26 protein-coding genes are annotated in these 23,065 nt (G+C 67.7%); 5 read left to right on the top strand and 21 right to left on the bottom strand.

Features of this window, described 5'->3' with window-relative positions; translation table 11 throughout:
• Positions 1–69 precede the first annotated feature (69 nt).
• From ACK4SE_RS01425 to serS, 3 genes are read right to left on the bottom strand one after another with little or no spacing between them, the layout of a single operon-like run.
• Positions 70–708, bottom strand: a complete 639-nt coding sequence (locus ACK4SE_RS01425) for a protein-L-isoaspartate(D-aspartate) O-methyltransferase (RefSeq protein WP_409687670.1) — start codon at positions 706–708, stop codon at positions 70–72.
• Entirely contained in the window at positions 705–1,505 is an 801-nt protein-coding gene (surE, locus tag ACK4SE_RS01420; protein WP_409687667.1) for a 5'/3'-nucleotidase SurE, read from the bottom strand. The genes ACK4SE_RS01425 and surE overlap by 4 nt, the downstream gene beginning before the upstream one ends.
• Complete coding sequence (gene serS / locus ACK4SE_RS01415) at positions 1,502–3,067, bottom strand: serine--tRNA ligase (RefSeq protein WP_409687664.1); 1,566 nt, start codon at positions 3,065–3,067, stop codon at positions 1,502–1,504. The genes surE and serS overlap by 4 nt, the downstream gene beginning before the upstream one ends.
• A gap of 602 nt (positions 3,068–3,669) precedes the next feature.
• Between serS and ACK4SE_RS01410 the strand changes: the two genes are divergently transcribed.
• The 3 genes from ACK4SE_RS01410 (at position 3,670) to ACK4SE_RS01400 (ending at position 6,276) form a co-directional block, all read left to right on the top strand.
• Positions 3,670–5,127: a DEAD/DEAH box helicase gene (locus ACK4SE_RS01410; protein WP_409687879.1), complete on the top strand. Its 1,458-nt coding sequence runs from the start codon at positions 3,670–3,672 to the stop codon at positions 5,125–5,127.
• A 134-nt stretch (positions 5,128–5,261) separates the two neighbouring features.
• On the top strand, positions 5,262–5,780 hold the full coding sequence (locus ACK4SE_RS01405; protein ID WP_409687661.1) for a thermonuclease family protein: 519 nt from the start codon (positions 5,262–5,264) through the stop codon (positions 5,778–5,780).
• Between the two features lie 91 nt (positions 5,781–5,871).
• A complete protein-coding gene (locus ACK4SE_RS01400) occupies positions 5,872–6,276 on the top strand; it encodes a hypothetical protein (protein ID WP_409687658.1) in 405 nt (134 codons plus the stop codon).
• 3 nt (positions 6,277–6,279) lie between these two features.
• Here the strand turns inward: ACK4SE_RS01400 and tdh are convergent, their stop codons facing one another.
• The 17 genes from tdh to ACK4SE_RS01315 form a co-directional block, all read right to left on the bottom strand.
• Positions 6,280–7,320: an L-threonine 3-dehydrogenase gene (tdh, locus tag ACK4SE_RS01395; RefSeq protein WP_409687876.1), complete on the bottom strand. Its 1,041-nt coding sequence runs from the start codon at positions 7,318–7,320 to the stop codon at positions 6,280–6,282.
• Between the two features lie 49 nt (positions 7,321–7,369).
• Positions 7,370–8,560 carry a glycine C-acetyltransferase gene (locus ACK4SE_RS01390; protein ID WP_409687655.1) on the bottom strand — a complete coding sequence of 397 codons (1,191 nt, stop codon included), beginning with the start codon at positions 8,558–8,560 and terminating at the stop codon, positions 7,370–7,372.
• A gap of 71 nt (positions 8,561–8,631) precedes the next feature.
• Positions 8,632–9,543, bottom strand: a complete 912-nt coding sequence (locus ACK4SE_RS01385) for a DUF4232 domain-containing protein (protein ID WP_409687652.1) — start codon at positions 9,541–9,543, stop codon at positions 8,632–8,634.
• A gap of 60 nt (positions 9,544–9,603) precedes the next feature.
• Positions 9,604–10,002 (bottom strand): hypothetical protein, encoded by a 399-nt coding sequence (locus tag ACK4SE_RS01380; RefSeq protein WP_409687650.1) that lies wholly within the window; start codon positions 10,000–10,002, stop codon positions 9,604–9,606.
• A complete protein-coding gene (locus tag ACK4SE_RS01375) occupies positions 9,999–10,472 on the bottom strand; it encodes a hypothetical protein (protein ID WP_409687648.1) in 474 nt (157 codons plus the stop codon). Before ACK4SE_RS01375 ends, ACK4SE_RS01380 begins: the two co-directional genes overlap by 4 nt.
• A complete protein-coding gene (locus tag ACK4SE_RS01370) occupies positions 10,469–11,068 on the bottom strand; it encodes a two-component system response regulator (RefSeq protein WP_409687645.1) in 600 nt (199 codons plus the stop codon). The genes ACK4SE_RS01375 and ACK4SE_RS01370 overlap by 4 nt, the downstream gene beginning before the upstream one ends.
• A 6-nt stretch (positions 11,069–11,074) precedes the next feature.
• Entirely contained in the window at positions 11,075–11,410 is a 336-nt protein-coding gene (locus ACK4SE_RS01365; RefSeq protein ID WP_409687642.1) for a hypothetical protein, read from the bottom strand.
• Positions 11,410–11,958, bottom strand: a complete 549-nt coding sequence (locus ACK4SE_RS01360; protein ID WP_409687639.1) for a chemotaxis protein CheD — start codon at positions 11,956–11,958, stop codon at positions 11,410–11,412. Before ACK4SE_RS01360 ends, ACK4SE_RS01365 begins: the two co-directional genes overlap by 1 nt.
• The gene (locus ACK4SE_RS01355; RefSeq protein WP_409687636.1) at positions 11,955–12,344 is read right to left on the bottom strand and encodes a response regulator; all 390 of its coding nucleotides are present in this window, start codon (positions 12,342–12,344) and stop codon (positions 11,955–11,957) included. The genes ACK4SE_RS01360 and ACK4SE_RS01355 overlap by 4 nt, the downstream gene beginning before the upstream one ends.
• A gap of 1 nt (position 12,345) precedes the next feature.
• A complete protein-coding gene (locus ACK4SE_RS01350; protein WP_409687632.1) occupies positions 12,346–13,392 on the bottom strand; it encodes a chemotaxis response regulator protein-glutamate methylesterase in 1,047 nt (348 codons plus the stop codon).
• Positions 13,389–14,273: a CheR family methyltransferase gene (locus tag ACK4SE_RS01345; RefSeq protein ID WP_409687629.1), complete on the bottom strand. Its 885-nt coding sequence runs from the start codon at positions 14,271–14,273 to the stop codon at positions 13,389–13,391. The genes ACK4SE_RS01350 and ACK4SE_RS01345 overlap by 4 nt, the downstream gene beginning before the upstream one ends.
• Positions 14,270–14,737: a chemotaxis protein CheW gene (locus ACK4SE_RS01340; RefSeq protein ID WP_409687626.1), complete on the bottom strand. Its 468-nt coding sequence runs from the start codon at positions 14,735–14,737 to the stop codon at positions 14,270–14,272. Before ACK4SE_RS01340 ends, ACK4SE_RS01345 begins: the two co-directional genes overlap by 4 nt.
• Positions 14,738–14,740: 3 nt before the next feature.
• The gene (locus tag ACK4SE_RS01335; protein ID WP_409687623.1) at positions 14,741–16,939 is read right to left on the bottom strand and encodes a chemotaxis protein CheA; all 2,199 of its coding nucleotides are present in this window, start codon (positions 16,937–16,939) and stop codon (positions 14,741–14,743) included.
• A gap of 13 nt (positions 16,940–16,952) precedes the next feature.
• Entirely contained in the window at positions 16,953–17,315 is a 363-nt protein-coding gene (locus ACK4SE_RS01330) for a response regulator (RefSeq protein WP_409687620.1), read from the bottom strand.
• Positions 17,312–17,590 carry an STAS domain-containing protein gene (locus ACK4SE_RS01325; protein WP_409687617.1) on the bottom strand — a complete coding sequence of 93 codons (279 nt, stop codon included), beginning with the start codon at positions 17,588–17,590 and terminating at the stop codon, positions 17,312–17,314. The genes ACK4SE_RS01330 and ACK4SE_RS01325 overlap by 4 nt, the downstream gene beginning before the upstream one ends.
• Positions 17,590–19,542, bottom strand: a complete 1,953-nt coding sequence (locus ACK4SE_RS01320; protein WP_409687614.1) for a methyl-accepting chemotaxis protein — start codon at positions 19,540–19,542, stop codon at positions 17,590–17,592. The genes ACK4SE_RS01325 and ACK4SE_RS01320 overlap by 1 nt, the downstream gene beginning before the upstream one ends.
• Before the next feature lie 53 nt (positions 19,543–19,595).
• On the bottom strand, positions 19,596–20,309 hold the full coding sequence (locus ACK4SE_RS01315; RefSeq protein ID WP_409687611.1) for a TorF family putative porin: 714 nt from the start codon (positions 20,307–20,309) through the stop codon (positions 19,596–19,598).
• A gap of 236 nt (positions 20,310–20,545) precedes the next feature.
• Between ACK4SE_RS01315 and ACK4SE_RS01310 the strand changes: the two genes are divergently transcribed.
• Together ACK4SE_RS01310 and ACK4SE_RS01305 are read left to right on the top strand one after the other, a co-directional pair.
• Positions 20,546–22,009 carry a PAS domain-containing protein gene (locus tag ACK4SE_RS01310; protein WP_409687608.1) on the top strand — a complete coding sequence of 488 codons (1,464 nt, stop codon included), beginning with the start codon at positions 20,546–20,548 and terminating at the stop codon, positions 22,007–22,009.
• 13 nt (positions 22,010–22,022) lie between these two features.
• Positions 22,023–22,379, top strand: a complete 357-nt coding sequence (locus ACK4SE_RS01305; RefSeq protein WP_409687604.1) for a response regulator — start codon at positions 22,023–22,025, stop codon at positions 22,377–22,379.
• Here ACK4SE_RS01305 and ACK4SE_RS01300 read toward each other — a convergent pair.
• On the bottom strand, positions 22,376–22,840 hold the full coding sequence (locus tag ACK4SE_RS01300; RefSeq protein ID WP_409687601.1) for a hypothetical protein: 465 nt from the start codon (positions 22,838–22,840) through the stop codon (positions 22,376–22,378). The two genes, ACK4SE_RS01305 and ACK4SE_RS01300, sit on opposite strands and share 4 nt — an antisense overlap.
• Positions 22,841–23,065 lie beyond the last annotated feature (225 nt).

Genomic DNA, 23,065 nt, shown 5'->3' with positions numbered 1-23,065 from the left:
ACCCAACAGCCGGAAAGGCGCCATTTTGGGGCGAAAGGGTTAACGGCGCCAGAGACTTTGCCCCACGGCTCACGTCTCCTTGGCCACGCCTTCCACCAGCGGCACGAAACGCACCTCCAGCAGGCTCTCGCGGCTGAAGGCGCCGTCCTCGTCGGCGGTGTAGCGGTTCAGCATCTGCACCGAGCCGCGCCCCACCGGCGCCACCAGCACCCCGCCGGGCTTCAGCTGGCGCAGCAGATCCCTGGGTTCATGGGGAGAGGCGGCGGTGACCATGATGCGGTCGAAAGGCGCCTGTTCGCGCCAGCCCTCGCCGCCGTCGCCGTGCCGGGTGAAGACATTGTCGACGCCCAGCGCCTTGAGGCGGGCTTCCGCCTCCTTGAGCAGGCTCTTGTAGCGCTCCACCGAATAAACGAACCGCGCCAGCCGACTCAGCACCGCACACTGGTAGCCGCTGCCGGTGCCCACCTCCAGCACCCGATGGCGGGGGCCGACCTGCAGCGCCTGGGTCATCAGGCCCACCACATAGGGCTGGCTGATGGTCTGGGCGCAGTCGATGGGCAGGGCCTGGTCCTCCCACGCCTGCTCGAGGAATTTCTCGTGCACGAAGACCGCGCGGTCCACCGATTCCATGGCCGCCAGCACGCGGGGGTCGGTGACCCCCTGCTGGCGCAGGCTCAGGATCAGCCGTCCGGCGCGGTCGTCTCTCATTCCGCCGCCTTCGCCACCTGCTTCGGCGGCGCGCCGCCCAGCACGCCCTTCAGGTCGTGCAGGCTTTCACGGTGGGTCAGGTCGATGTGCAGGGGCGTGACCGAGATGCGGCCCTCGTCCATGGCCCGCAGGTCGGTGCCCTCGGCGTGCTCCTGTTTGGCGCCCCGGAAACTCATCCAGTAGTAGTCGCGGCCGCGCAGGTCGATGCGCCGCACCGCGTGCATCTCGCCGATGTCGCGAAAGCCCTGGCGCGTCACCTCTACCTGCTTGACCAGCTCGGGCGGCAGGGCCGGGAAGTTCAGGTTCATCACCACCCCGTCGCGCCAGGCCTGGTCCAGCAGCCGGTTGATGATGGCCGGAGCGAATGCCTCGGCGGTCTCCCAGTGGGCCGTCACCTCATCGTGGAAACGCTCCAGCGACTGGCTCAGCGCAATGGAGCGGATGCCGAAGGCCATGCCCTGCAGCGCCCCGGCCACGGTGCCGGAGTAGGAGCAGTCCTCGCCCACATTGTGCCCGCGGTTGACGCCCGACAGCACCAGATCGGGCCGGTGGTCCGCCATCAGGTCATTGACCGCCAGCACCACGCAGTCCGTCGGCGTGCCGGTCACCGAGAAGCGCCGGTCGTTGACCCGGTTGACCCGCAGAGGCTCGGTCAGGGTGATGCCCCGCCCCTTGCCGGACTGCTCGACGGCGGGCGCCACGGTCCAGACGTCGTCGGACAGCTCGCGCGCGATGCGCTCCAGCGCCGCCAGACCCTCGGCCTCGATGCCGTCGTCGTTGGTGAGGAGGATTCTCATGCCGCGCCCACGTGGGTCAGGCCGCCCATGTAAGGCTTCAGAACGTCCGGCACGGCGATCCGCCCGTTCTCGTCCTGATAATTCTCCATCACCGCCACCAGGGTGCGGCCGACCGCGAGGCCGGAGCCGTTCAGGGTGTGGACGAACTCGGTCTTCTTCTCGCCGGCCCGCTTGAAGCGCGCGTCCATGCGCCGGGCCTGGAAGTCGCCGCAGTTGGAGCAGGAGCTGATCTCGCGGAACGTGCCCTGGCTGGGCAGCCAGACCTCCAGATCGAAGGTCTTCATGGCGGAGAAGCCCATGTCGCCCTTGCACAGCAGCATGCGGCGATAGGGCAGGCCCAGCGCCTCCAGCACCGCCTCGGCGCAGCCGGTCATGCGCTCGTGCTCGGCGTCGGAATCCTCGGGCCGGGTGATGGAGACCATCTCCACCTTGGAGAACTGGTGCTGGCGGATCAGCCCGCGCGTATCCCGCCCCGCCGACCCCGCCTCGGCCCGGAAGCACGGCGTCAGGGCGGTGAGGCGCATGGGCGTGGCGAGGTCGTCCTCGGCGAGGATCTGCTCGCGGACGAGATTGGTCAGGGAGACTTCTGCGGTGGGGATCAAGAGCCCTCTTCCCCCTCCCCTGTCATGCATCTCATTGAAGCGAACAATAAAGTCGTTGAACTTATTTATGTGCTGATCAAATTCTGACGCAGCTTGGCCAAAGAAATTGCCTAAATCCTGAAAAAGCTCCGCTGACCAAGAAGTATCTACGCCTCTCGCTGCAGCGGCTTTCGAACTAGCGCCTGCGCGGTCGTTGATCCTGCTCAGCGCCCCAACCAAGGTTGCCTTCTCGCGATCAACAGCGCGCAGAAGGGAAATTTCTGCCTCCGTTTTTCGATAGTCTAACCAGAGCTCAAACAGATCATCTTCGAATTTGGGCAACTGCCCGGTTCCAAACATCGCCTTTTCACCGACGATGTACGGCGGGTTTACTTCCTGATAGCCGTGCTGGTCCGTCTGCATGTCCAGCATGAACTGGCCGATGGCGCGCTCCAGCCGGGCCAGGCCGCCCTTGATCACCGCGAACCGCGCGCCGGACATCTTCGCCGCCGCCTCGAAGTCCAGCAGGCCCATGGCCTCGCCCAGATCGGCATGGTCCTTGGCCGGGCCGGTTCGGCGCGGCTCGCCCCAGGCCTTGACCTCCACATTGCCCGCCTCGTCCTCCCCGTCCGGCACGTCGGCGGCGGCAAGGTTCTTCAGGCCCGCCAGCAGGTCGCGCAGCTCGGCGCCAACCTTGGCCTCGCGCTCGCCCGCCCCGGCGATCACCCCCTTGAAGGTCTCCACCTCGGCCTTCAGGCGCTCGGCCTCGGCCGTGTCGCCCTTGCCCATGGCCGCGCCGATGGCCTTGGATGCCGCGTTGCGTTTGGCCAGCGCCTCCTGCCCCTCGGTCTGGGCGGCGCGCAGGGTCTGGTCCAGCTCAAGGATCTTCGCCACCACGCCGGACGCGTCGTCCACCCCCCGCGCCGACCAGCCCGCCACATAGGCGTCGGGGTTCTCACGGATGGCTCGAATGTCGTGCATGGCGCTCAGTCAGGCAGGGAACGGGAGGAAGGGCGCATCCCTAGCGCCGGGGAAGGATTCCTTCAAACCCCCAGCGCCGTCCTTCTCCCTCCCCGTTCGGGGAGGGCGGTCGGCGCGCAGCGACGGCCGGGTGGGGCGGGCCAGGCGACGGGAGCGCGGCCTTGATGTCCTATCGACCGCGTCGCGGACGCTCGCTGCTTGAGCGCGGCTGCCTTGCCGAGCCGCCCCCACCCGCTTCGCCTTCGGCTCAGCCCCCTCCCCGAACGGGGAGGGGGAGGCAGATCGGCGCGTCCCTCACAGCTTTGCCTTGACGCAGCCGCAATTACCCATCAAAGAGTGCTGCATCGCACAAACGCGATTTCCGGCGCCTCCAGCGCGTGTGGGTCTTTTAGCAAAAGACCTGACTGTAGCAGCAGCCGGCTCCTCAAGATTCATTCGCTGCCCGGACACGCGGGGCGGCGCCCGATCATTCCCGTCGGCCCGCATTTCGCGGACTTCATCGGGATTGGCGGCGCGCGGCCTTCGGCTTTGAGCCCGGCCTGATGCGCGTCGCCGCATGCGAAAGAACCATTTTGACCAAGACCCTTATTCCCTTCGCCGACATGGGCCTGAATCCGGCCCTCCTGCAGGCTTTGACCAGCGAAGGCTATCACACACCCACCCCCATCCAGTCCCAGGCCATCCCGGACGTGATGAAGGGCAAGGACCTGCTGGGCATCGCCCAGACGGGCACCGGCAAGACCGCCGCCTTCGCCCTGCCGATCCTGCACCGGCTGGCGGCCGACCGTAAGGCGCCCATGCCGCGCACGACGCGCGCCCTGATCCTGTCGCCCACCCGCGAACTGGCCAGCCAGATCGCCGACAGCTTCAAGGTCTACGGCGCCAATCTCGGCTTCCGCGTGGCCGTGATCTTCGGCGGCGTGAAGTACGGCGGCCAGGAACGCGCCCTGCAACAGGGCCTGGACATCCTGGTGGCCACCCCGGGCCGTCTGCTGGACCACGTCCAGCAGAAGACCCTGGACCTGTCGACCACCGAGATCTTCGTCCTCGACGAGGCGGACCAGATGCTGGACCTCGGCTTCGTCAAGCCGATCCGCCAGGTGGTCTCGCGCATGACCGCGCGCCGCCAGAACCTGTTCTTCTCCGCCACCATGCCCACCGAAATCGGCAAGCTGGCCGGCGAGCTGCTCAAGGACCCGGTCAAGGTCCAGGTGACGCCGCAGGCCACCACGGTCGAGCGTATCAACCAGAGCGTCATCATCGTCGAACAGGGCCGCAAGCGCGCCCTGCTGTCGGAGATGTTCGCCGATCCGGCCATGACCCGCTGCCTGGTCTTCACCAAGACCAAGCACGGCGCCGACAAGGTCGCCGCCTATCTTGAGGCCGGCGGCGTCGAGGCCGGCGCCATCCACGGCAACAAGAGCCAGTCCCAGCGCGAGCGGGCCCTGGAAGCCTTCAAGAAGGGCAAGCTGCGGGTGCTGGTCGCCACCGACATCGCCGCGCGCGGCATCGACGTGGACGGCGTCTCGCACGTGGTCAACTTCGAGCTGCCCTTCGTGCCGGAAGCCTATGTGCACCGCATCGGCCGCACCGCGCGCGCCGGCGCCGACGGCTCGGCCGTCAGCTTCTGCGCCCCCGACGAGATGAAGCTGCTGCGCGACATCGAGCGGGTCACACGCCAGAAGCTGAAAAGCTGGGATCGCCGCAACGACAAGGCCCTGGCGGCGCTGGACGCCTCCATCATGGCTGCGGGCGTCGGCAAGAAGGCCACCCTGCCGGACGACGAGCGTCCGCGCGGCGACGGACGCGGCCCCGGCGGCCGCGGCCGCAACCGCGTTCCCCATCGCGACGGCGTGCGTCCCGAAGGCGGCAAGGGCCAGCCCCACCGCCAGCGCCGCGCCAAGCCCGGCGCCGCGTCCGCCGACCGCGCCCAGCCGGAGCGTCCCGCCTATAACCCCATGGCGGGCGAACGCGCCCCCCGACCTGCGGTCGAGGGCGACTTCAAGATGAACCGCCGCGGCCGCAACCGCTCGGGCGCCCGCAAGCCTGAAATGGCGTGATCCCAAGGTAGGGCGGCCATTCACCATCACCGCTGACGAACTGCTAACCAGGGCGCGGCCATCCTGACCGGATGCGCCGCGCCTTTTCTTTTCGCCGCCGTCGGTTCCGACGCCTGAGCGGGATCGAGCGCGGCATGATCGTGGCTGCGGTCGTCGCGGTGGCGGTGATCCTGCGGCCCGACTGGGTGGATGCGGCGCTGAACGCCGACGCGCCGGCGCTGCCCCCCATTGCTGCAGAGCTCGAGACGACGCGGCAGGCCGACATTTCCGGCCACGCTCGCATCGTCGACGGCGACGGTCTGGAGATCGGCGGCCAGCGCATCCGCCTGCACGGCATCGACGCCTTCGAGATGCGCCAGATGTGCGGCGCCAACGCCTGCGGTCAGGCGTCCGCCAACGCGCTACGCCATCTGGTGGGCGGGCGTCCGGTGGACTGTGTCGAGATGGACCGCGACCGGTATGGCCGCAGCGTCGCCGTGTGCCGCGCGGGCGGGCAAGACCTCGGCGCGGCCATGGTCCGTCAGGGCCACGCCGTGGCCTACACCCGCTACTCCCACCGCTATGTGCCGGAAGAGCTGGCCGCCCGCCGCGACAACGCGGGCGCCTGGGCCCATGGCTTCACCCCGCCTGAAGCGTGGCGGCGCGCGTCCTGAGCATGTCAAAAAATTCATCTGACAAATCGGCGTTCGCTGGTATGAGCGCGCCGGCGGGTCGACAGAGCCCGTGATCCATCCGAGACATATGATGACCCGCCTGTCGGATTTCTTCCTGCGCCTCGCCGTCAGTTTCGTTCTGATCGGCGTTTGCCTCGGCTACTGGATGGGGGTGACCCACCAGTTCCTGCTGTCGCCGGTGCATGCCCACATCAACCTGCTCGGCTGGGTGTCCATGTTCCTGTACGGCCTGTTCTACCGCGCCATGCCGCTGGCGGCTGGCGGGCGGCTGCCGATCATCCACGCGGTGCTGGCCAGTGTGGGCCTGCCGCTGATGATGATCGGCCTGACCATCCAGTTGCTGGGCGTGACCAGCCTCATGGCCGCCGTGCCGCCGCTAATGATCGCGGGGCCGACGATGGTCGTGCTGGGCATGGCGGTGTTCGCGGTGATCGTGTTCCGCGCCACCGGCCCGGCGAAGGCCGCCGTCGCCTGAGCGTCAGCGGATCTTCGACCAGTCCAGAACCACCTTGCCCGACTGGCCGGACCGCATGGCTTCAAAGCCTTCCTCGAAGCGGTCGTAGGGCAGCTGGTGGGTGATCAGGGGGGTCAGGTCCAGCCCGGCCTTGAGCAGACCCAGCATCTTGCGCCAGGTGGTGAACATCTCGCGGCCGTAGACGCCCTTGATGGTCAGGGCCTTGAGGATGATGGCGCCCCAGTCGGTCTCCATGGGCTTGGACGGAATGCCCAGCATGGCCATGCCGCCGCCCATGATCAGGGTGTCGACGCACTGCTTGAAGGCGATGGGCGAGCCGGACATCTCCAGCGCCACGTCGAAGCCCACCTTCATGCCCAGCTCGTGGATCACGTCGTGCAGGTCTTCCTTGGTGGTGTTCACCGTGCGCACGCCCGGCGCCACCTTCTGGGCCAGCTCCAGCCGGAAGTCGTTGATGTCGGTCAGCACCACGGTGCGCGCGCCCGCGTTACGAGCCACGGCGGCGGCCATCATGCCGATGGGGCCGGCGCCGGTGACCAGCACGTCCTCGCCCAGCAGGTCGAACTGCTGCGCCGTGTGCACCGCATTGCCGAACGGGTCGAGGATGGCGCCGATCTCCCACGGCACCTCGTCAGGCAGTTCGATGACGTTGAAGGCGGGGGCCACCACGAACTCGGCGAACCCGCCCTGGCGGTTCACGCCGATGCCCCGGGTGGCCGGGTCCAGATGGAAGTGGCCCGCCCGCGCCGCCTCCGAGTTCAGATCGATGACGTGGCCCTCGACCGAGACCCGCTGGCCGATCTTGATGGGACGATCCACGTCCTTGCCCACGGCGACCACCTCGCCGGAGAACTCGTGGCCGGTGATCATGGGGACGGGCACGTTCTTCTGCGACCACTCGTCCCAGTTCCAGATGTGGATGTCGGTGCCGCAGATGGCCGTGCGCTGGACGCGGATCAGCACATCCTCGGGGCCCGCTTCGGGGACGGGCGCGTCGATCAACTCCAGCCCCTCTGCGGGCTTTGTCTTGGCGAGGGCCTTCATGGTCTGGGTCATGTGGTCTTCCTGAGTCCTTGGGTGTCGGTCGGCGGGGTCAGATAACCCCAAGCTCCCTGCCCGCCGTGGTGAAGGCTTCGACCGCCTGGTCGATATGCTCGAAGGTGTGGGCGGCCGACATCTGGGTGCGGATGCGGGCGGCGCCGCGCGGCACGACCGGGAACGAGAACCCGATCACATAGACGCCCAGTTCCAGCATGCGCGCGGCGAAGTCCTGGGCCAGCTTGGCGTCGCCCAGCATCACCGGGATGATCGGATGCTCGCCGGGCAGCAGGTCGAAGCCCGCCTCGGTCATGGCGCCCCGGAACCGCGCGGCGTTGGCGGCCAGTTGCTTGCGCAAGGCGTCGCCCTCGTCGCCCTGGGCGATGCGGATGGCCTCGAGGCTGGAGCCGCACACGGCGGGCGACAGGGCATTGGAGAACAGATAGGGCCGCGCCCGCTGTTTCAGCAGCTGAACCACTTCCGTGGCGGCGCAGATGAAGCCGCCCATGGCCCCGCCCAGCGCCTTGCCGAAGGTGCCGGTGACGAAGTCCACCTTGATCCCGTAATGGGCGTAAGAGCCCCTGCCCTTCTCACCCAGGAACCCCGTGGCGTGGCAGTCGTCCACCATGATCAGGGCGTCATACCTGTCGGCCAGCACGCGGATGTCCTGCAGCCGGGCAATGTAGCCGTCCATGGAGAAGGCGCCGTCGGTGGCGATGATGATGTCGCGGGCCCCGGCGGCGCGGGCCTCCTTCAGCTTCGCCTCCAGCTCGCCCATGTCGGAGTTGGCGAAGCGGTAGCGCCTGGCCTTGCACAGCCGAACCCCGTCGATGATCGAGGCGTGGTTCAGACTGTCGGAGACGATGGCGTCCTCCTCCCCGAACAGCGGCTCGAACAGGCCGCCGTTGGCGTCGAAGGCGGCGGCGAACAGGATGGCGTCCTCGAAGCCCAGATAACCTGCAATGGCGGCCTCCAGTTCCTTGTGGATCTCCAGGGTGCCGCAGATGAATCGCACCGAGGCGGTGCCCGAGCCCCAGCGTTCGGTGGCCGCGATGCCGGCCTGGGCCACACGCTCGTCGCCGCCCAGACCCAGATAGTTGTTGGCGCAGAAGTTCAGCACCTCACGACCGGCCACCGTGATCACCGGCCCCTGGCGCGAGGCGATCACGCGCTCGGGCTTGGTCAGGCCCTGCTCGTCGATGGAGGCCAGTTCGGCGCGGACACGGGTATGGAATTGCGCGGGCATGGGCTCTCCGGGGTCGGGAATTCAGCGATGGGCGCGAGTTACGCCGAATCCGCGCCCAAGGCCACCCGTCCTCATTGAGCCCGCGCGCCGTCCCGGACCGGGCGCAACGGGCTGACCCGCACCTGCCGACCGCAGGGCTGAAGCTCCAGTTCCAGCGGAATGTCCGCCGTGTCGCCGGGGGCCCGGGCGATCACCTCGGCCACCGACGGACAGCGGGTCTCGCCAGCATTCTCCTGCGGCACGGCGCTGTAGGACAGGTCGAAATAAGCCTTGGCGTTGGGCTCCAGCTCCACCGCCCCGGGCGTCTGGCCAGCGCGGAAATAGTTGCCCAACTGCTGGACCGTGCGGACCTGATCAAGATCGTCGCCGTCCGCGTCGCGCAGGATCACGCCCGGATAGCCCCGCACCGAACAGGGCGTCGATCCGGCGTTGGTCAGGGACAGGACCACCTGCCGGTTGCCCGCGCCCGCATCGCCGCCCTCGCGCGCCAGCCGCAGCGCCGGGCCGAGGCACGGCGGGGCCAGGTCCGGGTCCAGGACCTCAATCCCCCCGGCATCGCCGGGCGCGCGCGGCGGCAGCACCGTGTTGGCCGGACGGGAGCAACGCTCCAGCACGACCGAGCCCACGTCGTCGTTCGGGCCTAGCCGGCTGAGGGTGGCGGTCTCCTGATCGCCGCGGGCGGCGGTCCACCATTCCAGGTCCTGCCCGGCGTAGCGCGCCCCGCTGGCCGAGCGGGCGATGTTCAGGGTGTAGGTCTGGCCTTCATAGGTGACCTCGGCGCTGGCGGAGTCCACATAGCGCACGCTCAGCGACCGGCCGCTCTCACAGGCGTAGCTGATCTCCGGCGCCGGCGGCGCGGGCGGCTGCTCGGCCACGGGTACATCATCCACCGCCTCGACCGGCGCCGCCTCGCGCGAACAGGCGGCCGCGCTCAGGGCCAGACAGGACACGGCGATAATGGACAGGGTGGTGCGGGTGGTCATGGACGCCTCCGGTTTGCGCCAAGGTTAACGCTGTTCGCCGGCAAAAGCTCCGCTTGTCGGTCAGGCCGCCGCGGAGGCGACCGATTCATCCTGTGCCCGATCGAGAAAGGCGTGCGCCTCCTCGGGCGTGGTGAAGACATGGTGGGTCCGGTTGGCGAAGCAGAAGTCCATGGTCCGCGCCCAGTGAACGAAGCCGGCGTCGAAGCTGACGAAACAGGTGCGCGCGGCCCGCTTTCCGGCGCCACAGGCCTGGAAGGTTTCCGCCGTCCGCACCACGTCGTCGTGTGATCCGTCCCCGTAGGACTCCCGCAGATCGAGGATGAAGTCGTGGTCCGCCCGTTCGGGCTTCTCGAGCACCAGCGCCAGCAGGGCCCCGTTCAGATCGCGCGCCATGACGTTGAAATCGCACGTCAGGACGACGCGACGACCGGCGTCATCAATCTCGATCCGCGGCTTCATGGTGCGGCCTCGACCCGTCGGACCAGCGACGACAGGCCGTCCAGCATCGCCTTCGCCTCGGGGCCGTCGTCGAAGCCCGTGGTCAGGATCAGCCGCAGGGACCGCACATGGACATCGACCGACGACCAGTCGCGGCGTCCGGCGGCGCCCAGCTTTTCGGTCAGCTCGCACAGGCTGTAGACGGCCCGGTAGAAGGGGCCCGTCTCGAAGAAGCCGGCCGTGCCGGCCAGAGTCGCGGCGATGGGATAGACCGAGGCGAATCCGTCGTCCGCGCGCTCCCGAACGAGAGTTTCCAGACGCTCCACGCCCTGGGTCAGGCCTTCGACGGCGGAGGCGCGCTGCTCGTCCAGGGCCGCATCGGCGGCGGCGACGGCCTCACCGACCTTTTTCCCGCCAGGCAGGCGGATCTGGTCGGCGATGGCGGGCCTGACCTTGAACAGGCGCGCGGTCTTTTCGGATCCGGCGGTCACAGGGCCACCCTTTGCGGCTTGAGAAGCATGTCGATGTCGGACTGATCCATATTGGGCTCAAGCGCGACCCCCACGTGGGCGGACAGATCGCCCGCCCGGCGTCCGGCCATGCCCAGGGGCGGGCCGTAGTTGCGCACCCGGCGATCCGGCCCGACGTAGGTGTCGCACTCGACCCACTCGCGCTGGTCCTTGGTCAGCCACAGGATCCGCTGCAACAGGACCATGGGTGTCAGGGGCTTGGTGACGATGAAGCTGGCGCCGCAGTCCCGGCTCTGGGTCACGAAGCCTTCAGAGGCGTGGGCGGTCAGAATGATCACGGGGGTGTAGGCGCTGGTCTTGGGGCCGTCGCGCCGCATCCAGCGCACGAAATCACAACTGTCTGTGGACGAGGCGCACTCCACCATCACCATGTCCACCGAGCGCCGCTTGATCACAGCCCTGGCGTCGTCCGGCGAAGCGCACTTGATCTGCTCCTTCAGCCCGAAGCCCTGGACGATGGAGCTGAGGATATCGAGCCCCTGCGGGTTGTCGTTGATCAGCAGGGCGGCGGTGCGCTCCAGGTTGATGCGTGTTTCGGGGGAAATGGCTCGGGACATGGCGGGTCAGTCGAACAACATCAGGTCGCCCGAGGGCGGCGGATGAGGGATCGCGGGCGCGGTTTTCCCGTCCAGGGCGGCCCGCATACGCTCCACCAGCCCGCCCAGGGGGGCGGCGATGACGGCGTCCTGGGGCATGTCGCCCTGGGCGACCCGCGCAGTCATGGCGGCCAGGGCGTCCAGATGCTGCACCAGCATGTCCAGGCCCTGGGCGCGAACCAGCGTATCGTGCCGGTCCGCCGACGGCGCGGCCGACAGCAGCGGCGCGAGGGATTCCGCCAGAACGCGGCCGTGGGCCAGTTCTTCCGACAGGGCGGCCATGAAGCGGGCGTCGGCGCTCATCAGAACAGCTCCAGTTCGCCGGAATCGGCGGCAGCCGGCGGCGGCACACGACGCTCCACGGGACGGTCGCTGACCGACTTCTGCAGGGCGCGGCCGCTGTGGGGCCAGAACTGGACCCGGCGGGCCCCGTGTCCGCGCAGGCTCGCGGCGATGATCGGAATCCCCTCATCAGCGAGGAATTTCTCGGCGAACGTCGCATTGGCCACGCCCACATCGGCGAGGCCGTCGAACATGCGTCCGCCGCCGAACAGCTTGGCCTCCAGCCGCTCGCGACGACCGCCTGCGGACAGGACGCCGTTGATCAGCACTTCCATGGCGTAGGCGCCGTAGCGGCGTCCCTCGTCCGCGCCGTCGGTGCGGCCCGACGGCAGCAGGAAGTGATTCATGCCGCCGATCCGCGCGACCGGGTCGCGCAGGCACATGGCCACGCACGATCCGAGGATCGTGGTCAGCATCACCTCCGGATCGCCGGTGATCAGGTGCTCGCCCTGGCCCACATGCAGACGCACCGAGGCCTGGGGTTCGATGACATTCGCTGCGGCCGTCATGTCAGAGGACCGAAGACGCCCTCGATCTTCTCCTTCAGCTGCCCGGCGGTGAAGGGTTTCACGAGGTAGTTGTTGACGCCGAACTGCACGGCGCGCTGCACCAGCTCCTTGTCGGCGCGGCCGGTGAGCATGATGAAAGCCGCCTTGCTGGTCGGAGGATGCGCGCGAATGGCGCGCAGCAGTCCAAGCCCGTCCAGGTTCGGCATGTTGAAGTCCGAAATGACCAGGTGCGCGGGCTGGGCGATCATGGCGCGCAGGGCTTCCTCGCCGTCGTTGGCCTCGCGAAGGCTGACCACGCCGATCTGCTGCAGGCTGGCGCGGATCAGGCTGCGCATGGTCAGCTGGTCGTCCACGATCAGGGTCTGGATGGCGGAAGCGGCAGGCATATCAATGAACCTCTGAGGGCTTGGTAGCGGCGGAGGCCGAGGCGAGTTCGAGAATGGCGGGGCCCATGCGTGAAAGGGGCAATTGGCGCTCCACAGCGCCTATTTCGTAAGCGGCCCGTGGCATGCCGTAGACGACGCTGCTGGCCTGATCCTGGCCGAGGGTGCGGGCGCCGGCCTTGCGCAAGGCCAACAGCCCTTCGGCGCCGTCCTTGCCCATGCCGGTCAGCAGGGCGGCGACCACGTGCATGTCCAGCCGCGCCACGGATTGGAACAGCACATCCACCGAGGGACGGTGGCCGCTGACCGTGTCCGCCACCCGAAGGCGGCATCGCGGCGGCGCGCCTCGCGTGACTTCCATGTGCGCCACGCCTCCGGGCGCCAGGAGGACGTGGCCCGGCATGAGGGCGTCGCCGTCCTCGGCTTCCTTGACCGAAGGGGCGCACAGCTTGTCCAGGCGCGCCGCAAAGCTCTTGGTGAAGGTCACCGGCATGTGCTGGGTGATGACCGTGGGCGGGCAGTTGGCCGGGAAGGAGGACAGCAGGGTGATCAGCGCCTCGACCCCGCCGGTCGAGGCCCCCAGAGCCACAATGGCGTTCGATCGGGGGCGCCAGCCGGCGTCCACCGACGGTCCCCGCGCTTCTCCGCCGGCTCGAACACGGGCGCCCGCCGCGACCTTCACCCGTTGGGCCAGATCGGAGAAAGCTTCCATGGCCGTGACCCCGGCCGAGGGCTTGCCCACGGCGTCCACGGCCCCCAGCTCCAGCGCCGCCAGGGTCACCTCGGCGCCCGCCTGGGTCAGGGTCGAGACCATCACCACCGGCATGGGCCGCAGGCGCATGATCTTCTCGAGGAACTCCAGCCCGTTCATGTTGGGCATCTCGACGTCGAGGGTGATGACGTCGGGGTTCAGGCGCTTGATGGCCTCGCGGGCTTCCAGCGGATCGCCCGCCGTGCCCAGCACCTCGATCTCCGGATCGCGCTTGAGGGCGGCCGAGATCAGGCCGCGCATGGTCGGCGAGTCGTCCACCACCAGGACCTTCACGGTCATGACAGGGCCTCGTAGGTGGTCAGGCCGCTGGTGCGCAGGCGCGCAGTCGCGGGTCCTGAAACACGTTCGGAGTGGCCGATGTAGAGGGTGCCGCCGGGTTGCATCATGGGCAGGAAGCGGCTCCAGACGGTTTCCTGGGTCTGGTCGTCGAAATAGATCACCACGTTGCGGCAGAAGATCACGTCGAACTTGCCCTTCATGGGCCAGTCGCCGATCAGGTTCAGCGGGTTGAACGACACCAGCCGCCGCAACTCGGGCGCCACCGCGTACAGCATGCGGTCGCCGCCACTTTCTCGCTTGAACCAGCGATTGCGCAGGGTGTCGGGCACGGGCTCGAGCGCCTCGGCGGAATAGAGCCCCCGGCGGCCTTCAGCGACCATGTTCGGATCGATGTCGGTGGCCAGGATGCGCACATCCAGCTTCGCCGCCTCGGGCAAGGCCGACAGCACGGTCAGCGCCATGGAATAGGGTTCCTGCCCGTTCGAGCAGGCGGCGGACCACAGGCGCACTCGCCCGCCCTGACGCGCCCGCTCGGCCAGGGCCGGCATGACCTTGTCGCGCAGGTGATCGAAATGGTGGGGCTCGCGGTAGAAGCGCGTGACGTTGGTGGTCAGGGCCGCGAACATGGCCTGACGCTCGTCCACGCCCTCGGCGCCGTCGATCAGGGCGCAATAGTCACGGAAACTGCGCAGGCCCAGCGTACGCAGCCGCTTGGCCAGGCGCGAATAGACCAGGGCCGCCTTGGCTTCGGTCAGGGCGATGCCGGCATGGGAATGCAGCACCTGGGCGATGTGGCGGAAATCCTCGGCGGTGAAGGCGAACTCGCCCTGCACCAGCGAGGTGTCCTTCGCCGGGCGCACCCTGTCGGCGGTCGGGGTCATGCTGCTTCGGCCTCGGGCTCGGTCGGCAGGATACGGTCGAGCGCAATCAGGCTGATCATCCGGCCGTCAATGGCGAAGATGCCCTTCACGAACGCCTTCACCTCATCGGCCGCCACGTCGGGCGTGGGCTGAACCTGATCGTCGGTGAGCTGCAGGATGTCGGACACCGCGTCGACCAGCAGGCCGATGGTCCTTTCGCGGATGTGCACGACCATGATGACATGGCGGGCGCTGGGCTCGGTCACGCCCAAGCCGAACCGGCCGGACAGATCGATGATCGGCAGCACGGCGCCGCGAAGGTTGATGACGCCCTTCATGTATCCGGGCGTACGCGGCAGCGGTGTGGCGGGGGTCCAGCCGCGGATCTCCCGCACGGCCATGATGTCCACGCAGAACTCCTGTTCGCCGATACGGAAGGCGATCAGTTCGCGTCGGGCGCCGGTCTGGATGTTGGCTTCTGTCATGGATCAGCTCGCGAGCTTGAGGTCGGGTTTGCGCACCGAACGGCGCGTGTTCGAGACGAGGGCGTCGATGTCGAGAATCAGGGCCACGCGGCCGTCACCGAGAATGGTGGCGGCGGCCACGCCGTCGATGGCCTGGTAGTTGGTTTCGAGGCTCTTGATGACCACCTGGCGCTGGCCCTGGATGGCGTCCACCAGCAGGGCGGCCTTGGCGCCCCCTTCGGCCTCGACGATCACGGCCACGCCGGTCGAGGCCGGCTCCGGCCCCGTGCCGAAGCCCAGGGTCGCGGCCACGTCCACCAGCGGGACGAACTCGTCGCGGAAGCGGATCACCGGCGTATGGCCGCCGACCCGATGGATGTCCTCGGCTCGGGGCGTCAGGCTCTCGACGATGGCCGCCAGGGGCGCGACCAGGGTCTGGTCGGCGCTCGACACCACCATGCCGTCCAGCACGGCCAGCGTCAGCGGCAGGCTCATGGTGAAGGTCGAGCCTTCACCGGGCTTGCTGGTGATCGCGATGCGACCGCCGAGGGACTGGATGGAGCGCTTGACCACGTCCATGCCCACACCCCGCCCGGAGACGTCGGAAATGGTTTCGGCGGTCGAGAAGCCGGGCATGAAGATGAGATTGTCGATCTGTTCGTCGGTCAGCTGGGCGTCCGGCTCGACCAGACCCTTTTCCACGGCGATGCCCAGCACGCGTTCGCGGTTGATGCCCGCCCCGTCGTCGGAAATCTCGATGACGATGCGGCCCGAGCGGTGCAGGGCGGCCAGGCGCACCTGACCCTCCGCAGGCTTGCCGGCCGCGATGCGCTTCTCGGGCTTCTCCAGCCCGTGGTCGATGGCGTTGCGCAGCATGTGAGTGATGGGTTCGGCCAGTCGCTCGACGACGGTCTTGTCCACCTCTGTGGCCTCGCCCTCGGTGACCAGACGGACCTGCTTGCCGGTCATCTGCGCGACTTCACGCACCAGCCGCGGCATGCGCTGGAACACCGACTTCACCGGCTGGGCGCGGATGGCCATGACGCTGTCCTGGATCTCCCGGGTCAGGAGTTCCAGATCCTCGAGCCCCTGCCCCACGCCGGTGGCCCGGACCATGGCGGTCTCGCTGACGCGCTGGGCCAGCACGGCCTGCTGGATCACCAGTTCGCCCACCAGATTGATGAGGCGATCGACCCGATCCAGATCGACGCGGATGGTCGCCGGGGCCTGGATAGCGGGCGCGTTGGCGGCCGCGTCCGGCGCGACCGGCGGCGCCTTGGCCTCTGGCGCAGGACTCGCGATCATGGGTTCCGGGGCGAATGGGGGTGCGGGGGCGGCCGGCTCGACCGGCGCTTCCACCGGCGCCTGGGCGGCGGCCAGCAGGGCGGCGATGTCCAGATCGGGCACGGGGGCGGCGGCGACCGGGGCCGGCGGCTCGGACCCGGCGTCCGACCCGTCGCGCAGGACGGCCAGATCGCAGTCGCCGTCGACGAACTCGAACACTTCACGGATCGCCGCCTCGTCGACCGCGCCGTTCAGGCGGATGGTCCAGGTCAGGCAACCCTCTTCCGGCTCCAGGGCGTCAAGGGTGGGCACGCCGCCGGCGTCGATCTCCACGACGGCGTCGCCCAGCCGCACGAGCTCCCGCAGCAGCAGGCCGGCGTCATTGGCCTTGGCGTACAGGGCAGCGTTGGGCTGGAAGATCACTTTCCATTCGCCGTCGCCAGAGGACGCCGAGGCGGGCGACAGATCCATCGGATCGAACTGGACCGGCTTGAAACCGAACTCGTCCTCGTCGGCGTCACCCGCCGGGGCGGCGGGGACGGCGTCGCCGTGAGTCAGGGCCTCCAGCTCGGCCACCAGGCCCGCCGAGCGGGCCTCGTCCACCGGGGCGCCGGCGCCGCGGGCGGCGGCCACATGGTCGTTCAGCACGTCGGAGGCGCGCAGCAGGGTCTTGATGGTGGCGTCGTCGCAGGGCTTCCGGCCCGCGCGCAGTTCATCCATCAGCGTCTCGAAGACGTGGGCGAAGCGCACCAGCGCCTCCATGCCGAAGGCCCCGGCGCCGCCCTTGACCGAGTGCACCGCGCGGAACACCGCGTTGATGGTCTCGTCGTCGCCTTCACCGTTCTCGAGCGCCAGCAGGCCGGCTTCCAGATCGGCGAGCAGCTCCTCGCACTCCTGGAAGAAGGTCGCCTTGATCGCCTCGAAGGGGTCTTCGGTCATCTTGCGCTCCTGCTCAGGCCGCGACCCGGCGAACCGCGTCCACCAGCTTGACGGGATCGAACGGCTTGACGATCCAGCCGGTCGCCCCCGCATCGCGGGCGCGCTGCTTCTTGGCCGCGTCGCTTTCGGTGGTCAGAACCAGAACGGGCGTGCCGCGATATTCGGGATCGGCGCGCATGCCCTCGATGAAGCCGAAACCGTCCATGCGCGGCATGTTGATGTCGGTGATGACCACATCGGCGCCGTGCGCCTTCAGGGTCTCCAGCCCATGCACGCCATCCTCGGCCTGGATGACGTTATAGCCAGCGTCCTTGAGAGCCATCATCAGCATGTCGCGCATGGTGCGCGAGTCATCGACGGTCAATACGGTTTTCATCCTGTCGCCCCAACGAGATCAGTGTTCAGGTCTGGGCAGCCATAGGCCGCCAGTTGTTCGGTCAGGGCGTCAGAAACGGGCGCCAGCGTCAGCGCCTTTCCGTCCAGGGCCCAGGTCTTGCTCGCGCTGATCAGCACCTGCAGACACAGGCCGCCGATCCGCTCCACCTCGCCGCCGTCCAGGGTGACGTCCGACCCACGCAGGGCCAGAAGGTCATCCCGGAGCGGGGCGGCGGCGGTGATGTCCAGCAACGCCGGCAGGCGCACGGCCGTCATCAGAACTCCTCCCAGCCGTCTTCGGCGGCCACAGTCTCGAGCTTGCGGGCCGCGCCGCCGGCGCCCATGGCCTTGAGGGCCGTGACGGTGCGCTGGACGGGCGAGGGCTTGGCGGCGGGCTTGTGCGCGGCAGGCGCCGGAGCCGGAGCCCTGCGCCCCCCCCGCTCCTCGATCTCGAAGCGCGAGACCGACTCGTTCAGCGCATCCGCTTCCTGGGCCAGCGAATGGCTGGCGGCGGTGGATTGCTCGACCATGGCGGCGTTCTGCTGGGTCACCTGGTCCATCTGGTTGACGGCGGTGTTGACCTGCTGGAGGCCGGTGGCCTGCTCCTGGGCGGACGCGGAGATCTCGGTGATCAGGCCGTCGATTTCGGCGACACGTTCCACGATCCGGTTGAGGGCCTCGCCGGTCTGACCGACCAGGTTGACGCCGGCGCCGACCTGGGTGCCCGAGGACGAGATCAGGGTCTTGATCTCCTTGGCCGCGTCGGCCGAGCGCTGGGCCAGGGCCCGCACTTCGGACGCCACCACCGCGAAGCCGCGACCGGCGTCACCAGCCCGCGCCGCCTCGACCCCGGCGTTCAGGGCCAGCAGGTTGGTCTGGAAGGCGATCTCGTCGATCACGCCGATGATCTGGCTGATCTGGGTGGAGGACTGTTCGATGGCGCTCATGGCGCCGACGGCGTCACGGACGATCTCGCCGCTCTTCTCGGCGTCGCCGCGCGCGGCCATCACCACGTCGGAGCACTGCTTGGCGCCGGAGGCGGTCTTGCGGACTGTGGCGGTGATCTGGTCCAGGGCGGCGGCGGTCTCTTCCAGGCTGGCGGCCTGCTGCTCGGTGCGGCGCGACAGGTCGTCGGCGGCCTGGCTGATCTCGCCGGCTCCCGAGCGGATGGCGGCCACATTGCTGACCACGGTGGTCATGGCGTCCTTCAGCTGGCCCATGGCCGCGTTGAAGTCGCTCTGCAGCTTCAGATACTCCTCGGGGAAGGTCTGGGTCAGGCGATAGGTCAGGTTGCCCTTGCTCAGTTGTTCCAGACCCTCGGCCAGGGCGTCGACCACGGCGGCCTGCTGGCGAGCGGCCTCGGCGCGTTCGGCCTCGGCGCGGGCCCGCTCGGCGTCGCTCATGCGGCGCTGGTCGGCGGCTTCGCCTTCCAGACGATCATTGGCGATGGCGGCGTCCTTGAAGGCCAGGACGGCGGCCGACATGTCGCCGATCTCGTCCTTGCGGCCGGCGCCCGGCACTTCGACGGTCTTGTCGCCGCCGGCGAGCTTGCGCATGACCGTGGTCATGTTCACCACCGGCTTGGCTATGCTGCGGGTCATCAGCAGACCCAAGCCTGCCGCGATCAGAGCAGCCAGAGAGATGCCTCCAATCAGCACCATCTGGGCCATGGAGCTGGCGTGGTTTTGACGAGCTTGGGCCGCCTCCAGGTGAGCCTGTTCAATAACAAGCAGGGCGTCCAAGCCTTCTTCCGCCGGGTCAATGTAGGTATCGGCCACGCCCTCGCGGCCCACCATGGCGAACGCCTGGCCTACGGTGGCGGGATCCGCGCGCAGGGCCTGACCGACCTCGACCACATTAACGTGCCAGGCGTCGACGGCGGCCTCGGTCTGGGTCAGGAGCTCCAGAACTTCAGGATACTGGGAGGATCGCTCGGCCACCAGGTTGAGTTTCTCCAGAAACCTCGCCCGGTGAGAGGCCACCCGCTCGATGTAGTAGGGCTCACCAGAGAGCAGATAGCCCCGGTAGGCGTTTTCCTGGCGCGACAGATAGAACTGCGCTTCCGTCGTGGCGCGGAGGTTCTGGTTGGCGGCGCCCCGGGCGTCCTGGGCGTTTTCGAGCTCCACCACGTTCAGGAAGACCGTCGTGCCCATGGCTGCGATGACGAGCACCACCGCAGCGAAGGCAAGGGCCAGCTTATGACCGATCTTGATGTTGTTCAGGTTCACGGGAAGGGCCTTTCAGAAGGGCTTCAAGCGGGGGCGCCGCCGGGTCTCGGGTTTCAGAAGGAAACGGTTAGAGCGGCCACGAGGCGGCCGTCGTAGGCAGGGCTGCGGAAGTGGGCGTCGGTGTCGTACCAGCGCACATCCAGCGCCAGATTGTCGGTCAGGTCGTGGTTCACGCCCACGTTCCAGGCGTTGTAGTCCGCGCCGTTCTCGGCCATGCGGTTGGCGAAGGCGGCGCTGACGGTGGTGGCGGCGGACACATTCACCGCGCCGTTAAGCTCGATCCACCAGGCCTCTTCCGTGGCCGCGAAACCGTCGGGGGTGTAGTTGACGCGCAGGCGGGTGTTCACCGCGCCGATCCGGCGGGACACGTCCGTCTGGACTTCAAAGAAGTTGCTGTCGATACCGGAGCGGGTGCCCGGCAGGTCCCGGTTCACAACCGAGAAATTCAGGCCGTTGCCGGCCCAGCGGGTCCGGTAGCCGAGCGAGGTGACGATCTCGGCGTTCGAACCCTGCGACAGGTCCGCGCTGGAAACCCACACCTTGCCGTAGAACGCGCCGCGGGTGGCCTGGACGCCCGCGAAGATGCTGGGGTCACCGTCGCTTTTGCCCAGGCCTTTCCCGACGTATTCCGTCGCGACGCCGACTTCGCCGGACCATTGGATGGCGGGGGCAGTCGTCTGTGCTTCGGCGGCATTGGGGGAAAGCGCCGAAACAAAGACTGCCGATATGGCCGCAATACAGGCGGCGCCAGAATACGTCTTCTTCAAAATCAACCTCACTTAGCGTTCTACTTGTGAAATGTGGACTTGGTGCAAAATATACGCGCTTTACAGTTGACACTTAACGCGAGCAGTCCTTACCAAATTCGAAATAGCAGCGCTCTACGGCCAAGGCTGTGACCCAAAATGGGTCCTTGCGAATGACTTTCGACACCGGTGTCATCACTTATGCTGTGGGAAAACATCGTTACCCAGTCTAAGCCGCTTCGATGGACAGGCGGCGGATGACCCAGGGCGAAACGACACCGGCGTCCGCATTGGAGACAACTGTCCGCTATACTCTACCGCCCGAACTTGTCGCGGTTCTGAACGCGTCCCCCGACATCCAGGTGCTGCTGGCGCCGGACCAGACCGTGCTGTTCGCAAACACCGCCTATCAGTCGGCCACCCCGCCTGCGGCCGGTCCTCTCGTCGGCCATTCCCTGGCCGACAGCCTGCTGGGACGCGACGCCCGACGCGCGACCAGTCGCCGCGTCATCCTGGACGCCGTCCGCCGCGCGCTGACCACCGGCGAGGTCGTCCAGCCGCCCGTGTTTCGCTATGACATCCAGAACGATCCCGCCCAGGCGCCGCGCGAAGCCTGGTGGCGGCTGTGCGCCTCGCCGTTCGAGCTCCAGGGCAGCCCCTGTCTGCTGGTGACGGCGGCCATCACCATGGGCCGGGGCGCCGGCGAGGATTCGGTCACGTCCCCTGACGGCGAACCGGGCGGCGCGTTGCTCTGGGCGGAGCGGCGGCGTCTGAGCCAGATGTTCGAGCAAACCTCGGACATGATGGCGCTGCTGGTGGGCCCTGACCTCGTGTTCGAATTGATCAATCCGGCCCTGCAGCGGGCCCTGGGCGACCGGCGGTTGCTCGGCCGATCCGTGCGCGACATCGTGCAGGCCGAACAGGGGCGAGAACTCGTACGCCGGCTGGACGAGGTGCGGGCCTCGGGCCTGCCCTTCAGGACAGGCGCGCAACCCCTCCGCCTGACGCCCGAAGCCGAAGAGGATCACTTCCTCGATCTGACCCTTCAGCCCCTCAGCAATGAAGACGGCAAGGTCGAGGCCATCTTCTGCCGCGGCCAGGACGTGACCGAACAGGTGCGGGCCCAGGCCGTGCAGCGGTTCCTCCGGGAGGAACTGGCCCACCGTCAGGGCAACATCCTCGCCGTGGTGCTGGCCATCGCCGAACAGGCTGCGGCGCAGACCACCTCGCTGGAGCGGTTTCGAACCACCTTTGCGGGGCGGCTTTCAGCGGTCGCAGCGGTGAACTGCCTGCTGAACCGCCATGGCCCGGATGTGTCGTTGGCGGACATTTTTTCGGCGGTCGCGCGTCCCCTTCGTGAGCGACATGCTGTAAGCGGATCCGGCCGCACCGCCACGCTTACGCCCAAAGCCGCGATTACCCTGGGATTGATGTTCCATGAACTGCTTCAAGTATCCGGCATCGACGCGACGCCGGGTTCGACAAGGCCGCGAATCCGTGCACACCAGCGCGCCGGGCGCCTTCATCTGATCTGGATGGCGCCCGACCCGGTTGATTTCGGTGAGGACGCGGACAACTTCGCCCGTCGCCTGATCGATCACGCCGTCCGCCATGAGTTCGGCGGCAGTTGGGTCATTCTCCGCCGCAAAAAGGGCGCGGCGATTTGTTTCGAGTTTCCGCTTACCCATTCCGCCTGGACCCGGTCCGGCGCGGTCGCATGAACTGAGGGGGCCCATGCGTATTCTGGTGGTCGAAGATGAGACCCTGGTGCTGTTCACCCTCGAGGCTGAGCTGACACGCGCAGGGTTCCAGGTGGTCATGGCCAGCGACCCCGCCGGCGCGCGCGCGCGCCTGGACGAAGAGGGGCCCGATCTTTGCGGGTTGGTGGTGGACCTCAACCTGTCTGCAGAGGAAACCGGGTTCGACGTGTCGCGTCATGCGCGGACGGTCAATCCGGACATCGCCGTCATCTACATCTCCGGCAATGACCCAAGTCAGTGGGAGGACCAGGGCGTGAAGGACAGCGTCTTCTTCGCCAAGCCGATCCTGTCGGCCGAGGTGGCGAAAGCCCTGAAAGCCTGCATCGGCTAGACGGCGGAGTCGTCGTCGCTATCGATCATTCTTTCGATCGTCACATGGCTGACCGCAGCCAGGCGAATGAACTTGTCGATCACGAAGCGGCTGTCGGGAAAAGCCCGGGGCGTGACGGTCAGCAACTGTCCCGAACGCTTCACCAGGCCGTCTTCGATCAGGTCATTGACCTTGCGCCGCACCGTTTCCCGCGGAATCCCGGTGGAATCCGCAATCGAGCGGATGTTGGTCCACAGGGTCGGCAGGGTGTCCAGCTCCCCGGACAGAACCTGCTCGGACGGCAGGTCGGCGAAACCCCGCGCCATGGCACTGCGAAGCATTATTACAAGCAACACGAGCTGGCGATCCAGGTCATTGGCCTGACGCCGCGAAACAATGAGATAGTCAGTTAACGCCGATAACAAAGCCGGTGCGACGCGGCTGTAGTTCTTCCGAATGCGTGCTTCCGTCGGCGCCGGCATTCCTCACCCTGAACAGCTTCCCGAATAACAGGAATGCACATTCTGCGTGCATTTGCACCCTTCCCAACTTCATTATTGCGTGAGAACAATTCTCATCATGGCGTTATTGACTGTTTTCAGGTCAGGTAACCGGTGGACAATGTTACGCGGAGCGCAGGGGTTGGCGCCGCGTGGCCGGACGCTTTATGCCAGCGGACAATCAGTGATCGTCCGCCGAGGCGCGGG

Origin of the sequence: Brevundimonas sp. (genome assembly GCF_046293315.1) — a bacterium.
Lineage (GTDB): Bacteria > Pseudomonadota > Alphaproteobacteria > Caulobacterales > Caulobacteraceae > Brevundimonas.
Note: the sequence above shows the minus strand (reverse complement) of the source record. Positions and strands in the feature narration are given on the sequence as shown.

What these genes read in the sequence shown, in the direction of transcription:
- ACK4SE_RS01425 (WP_409687670.1), bottom strand. Translation starts at nt 708, where the DNA reads ATGAGAGACGACCGCGCCGGACGGCTGATCCTGAGCCTGCGCCAGCAG.
- surE (WP_409687667.1), bottom strand. Translation starts at nt 1,505, where the DNA reads ATGAGAATCCTCCTCACCAACGACGACGGCATCGAGGCCGAGGGTCTG.
- serS (WP_409687664.1), bottom strand. Translation starts at nt 3,067, where the DNA reads ATGCACGACATTCGAGCCATCCGTGAGAACCCCGACGCCTATGTGGCG.
- ACK4SE_RS01410 (WP_409687879.1), top strand. Translation starts at nt 3,670, where the DNA reads ATGGGCCTGAATCCGGCCCTCCTGCAGGCTTTGACCAGCGAAGGCTAT.
- ACK4SE_RS01405 (WP_409687661.1), top strand. Translation starts at nt 5,262, where the DNA reads ATGATCGTGGCTGCGGTCGTCGCGGTGGCGGTGATCCTGCGGCCCGAC.
- ACK4SE_RS01400 (WP_409687658.1), top strand. Translation starts at nt 5,872, where the DNA reads ATGACCCGCCTGTCGGATTTCTTCCTGCGCCTCGCCGTCAGTTTCGTT.
- tdh (WP_409687876.1), bottom strand. Translation starts at nt 7,320, where the DNA reads ATGAAGGCCCTCGCCAAGACAAAGCCCGCAGAGGGGCTGGAGTTGATC.
- ACK4SE_RS01390 (WP_409687655.1), bottom strand. Translation starts at nt 8,560, where the DNA reads ATGCCCGCGCAATTCCATACCCGTGTCCGCGCCGAACTGGCCTCCATC.
- ACK4SE_RS01385 (WP_409687652.1), bottom strand. Translation starts at nt 9,543, where the DNA reads ATGACCACCCGCACCACCCTGTCCATTATCGCCGTGTCCTGTCTGGCC.
- ACK4SE_RS01380 (WP_409687650.1), bottom strand. Translation starts at nt 10,002, where the DNA reads ATGAAGCCGCGGATCGAGATTGATGACGCCGGTCGTCGCGTCGTCCTG.
- ACK4SE_RS01370 (WP_409687645.1), bottom strand. Translation starts at nt 11,068, where the DNA reads ATGTCCCGAGCCATTTCCCCCGAAACACGCATCAACCTGGAGCGCACC.
- ACK4SE_RS01365 (WP_409687642.1), bottom strand. Translation starts at nt 11,410, where the DNA reads ATGAGCGCCGACGCCCGCTTCATGGCCGCCCTGTCGGAAGAACTGGCC.
- ACK4SE_RS01360 (WP_409687639.1), bottom strand. Translation starts at nt 11,958, where the DNA reads ATGACGGCCGCAGCGAATGTCATCGAACCCCAGGCCTCGGTGCGTCTG.
- ACK4SE_RS01355 (WP_409687636.1), bottom strand. Translation starts at nt 12,344, where the DNA reads ATGCCTGCCGCTTCCGCCATCCAGACCCTGATCGTGGACGACCAGCTG.
- ACK4SE_RS01350 (WP_409687632.1), bottom strand. Translation starts at nt 13,392, where the DNA reads ATGACCGTGAAGGTCCTGGTGGTGGACGACTCGCCGACCATGCGCGGC.
- ACK4SE_RS01345 (WP_409687629.1), bottom strand. Translation starts at nt 14,273, where the DNA reads ATGACCCCGACCGCCGACAGGGTGCGCCCGGCGAAGGACACCTCGCTG.
- ACK4SE_RS01340 (WP_409687626.1), bottom strand. Translation starts at nt 14,737, where the DNA reads ATGACAGAAGCCAACATCCAGACCGGCGCCCGACGCGAACTGATCGCC.
- ACK4SE_RS01335 (WP_409687623.1), bottom strand. Translation starts at nt 16,939, where the DNA reads ATGACCGAAGACCCCTTCGAGGCGATCAAGGCGACCTTCTTCCAGGAG.
- ACK4SE_RS01330 (WP_409687620.1), bottom strand. Translation starts at nt 17,315, where the DNA reads ATGAAAACCGTATTGACCGTCGATGACTCGCGCACCATGCGCGACATG.
- ACK4SE_RS01325 (WP_409687617.1), bottom strand. Translation starts at nt 17,590, where the DNA reads ATGACGGCCGTGCGCCTGCCGGCGTTGCTGGACATCACCGCCGCCGCC.
- ACK4SE_RS01310 (WP_409687608.1), top strand. Translation starts at nt 20,546, where the DNA reads ATGACCCAGGGCGAAACGACACCGGCGTCCGCATTGGAGACAACTGTC.
- ACK4SE_RS01305 (WP_409687604.1), top strand. Translation starts at nt 22,023, where the DNA reads ATGCGTATTCTGGTGGTCGAAGATGAGACCCTGGTGCTGTTCACCCTC.
- ACK4SE_RS01300 (WP_409687601.1), bottom strand. Translation starts at nt 22,840, where the DNA reads ATGCCGGCGCCGACGGAAGCACGCATTCGGAAGAACTACAGCCGCGTC.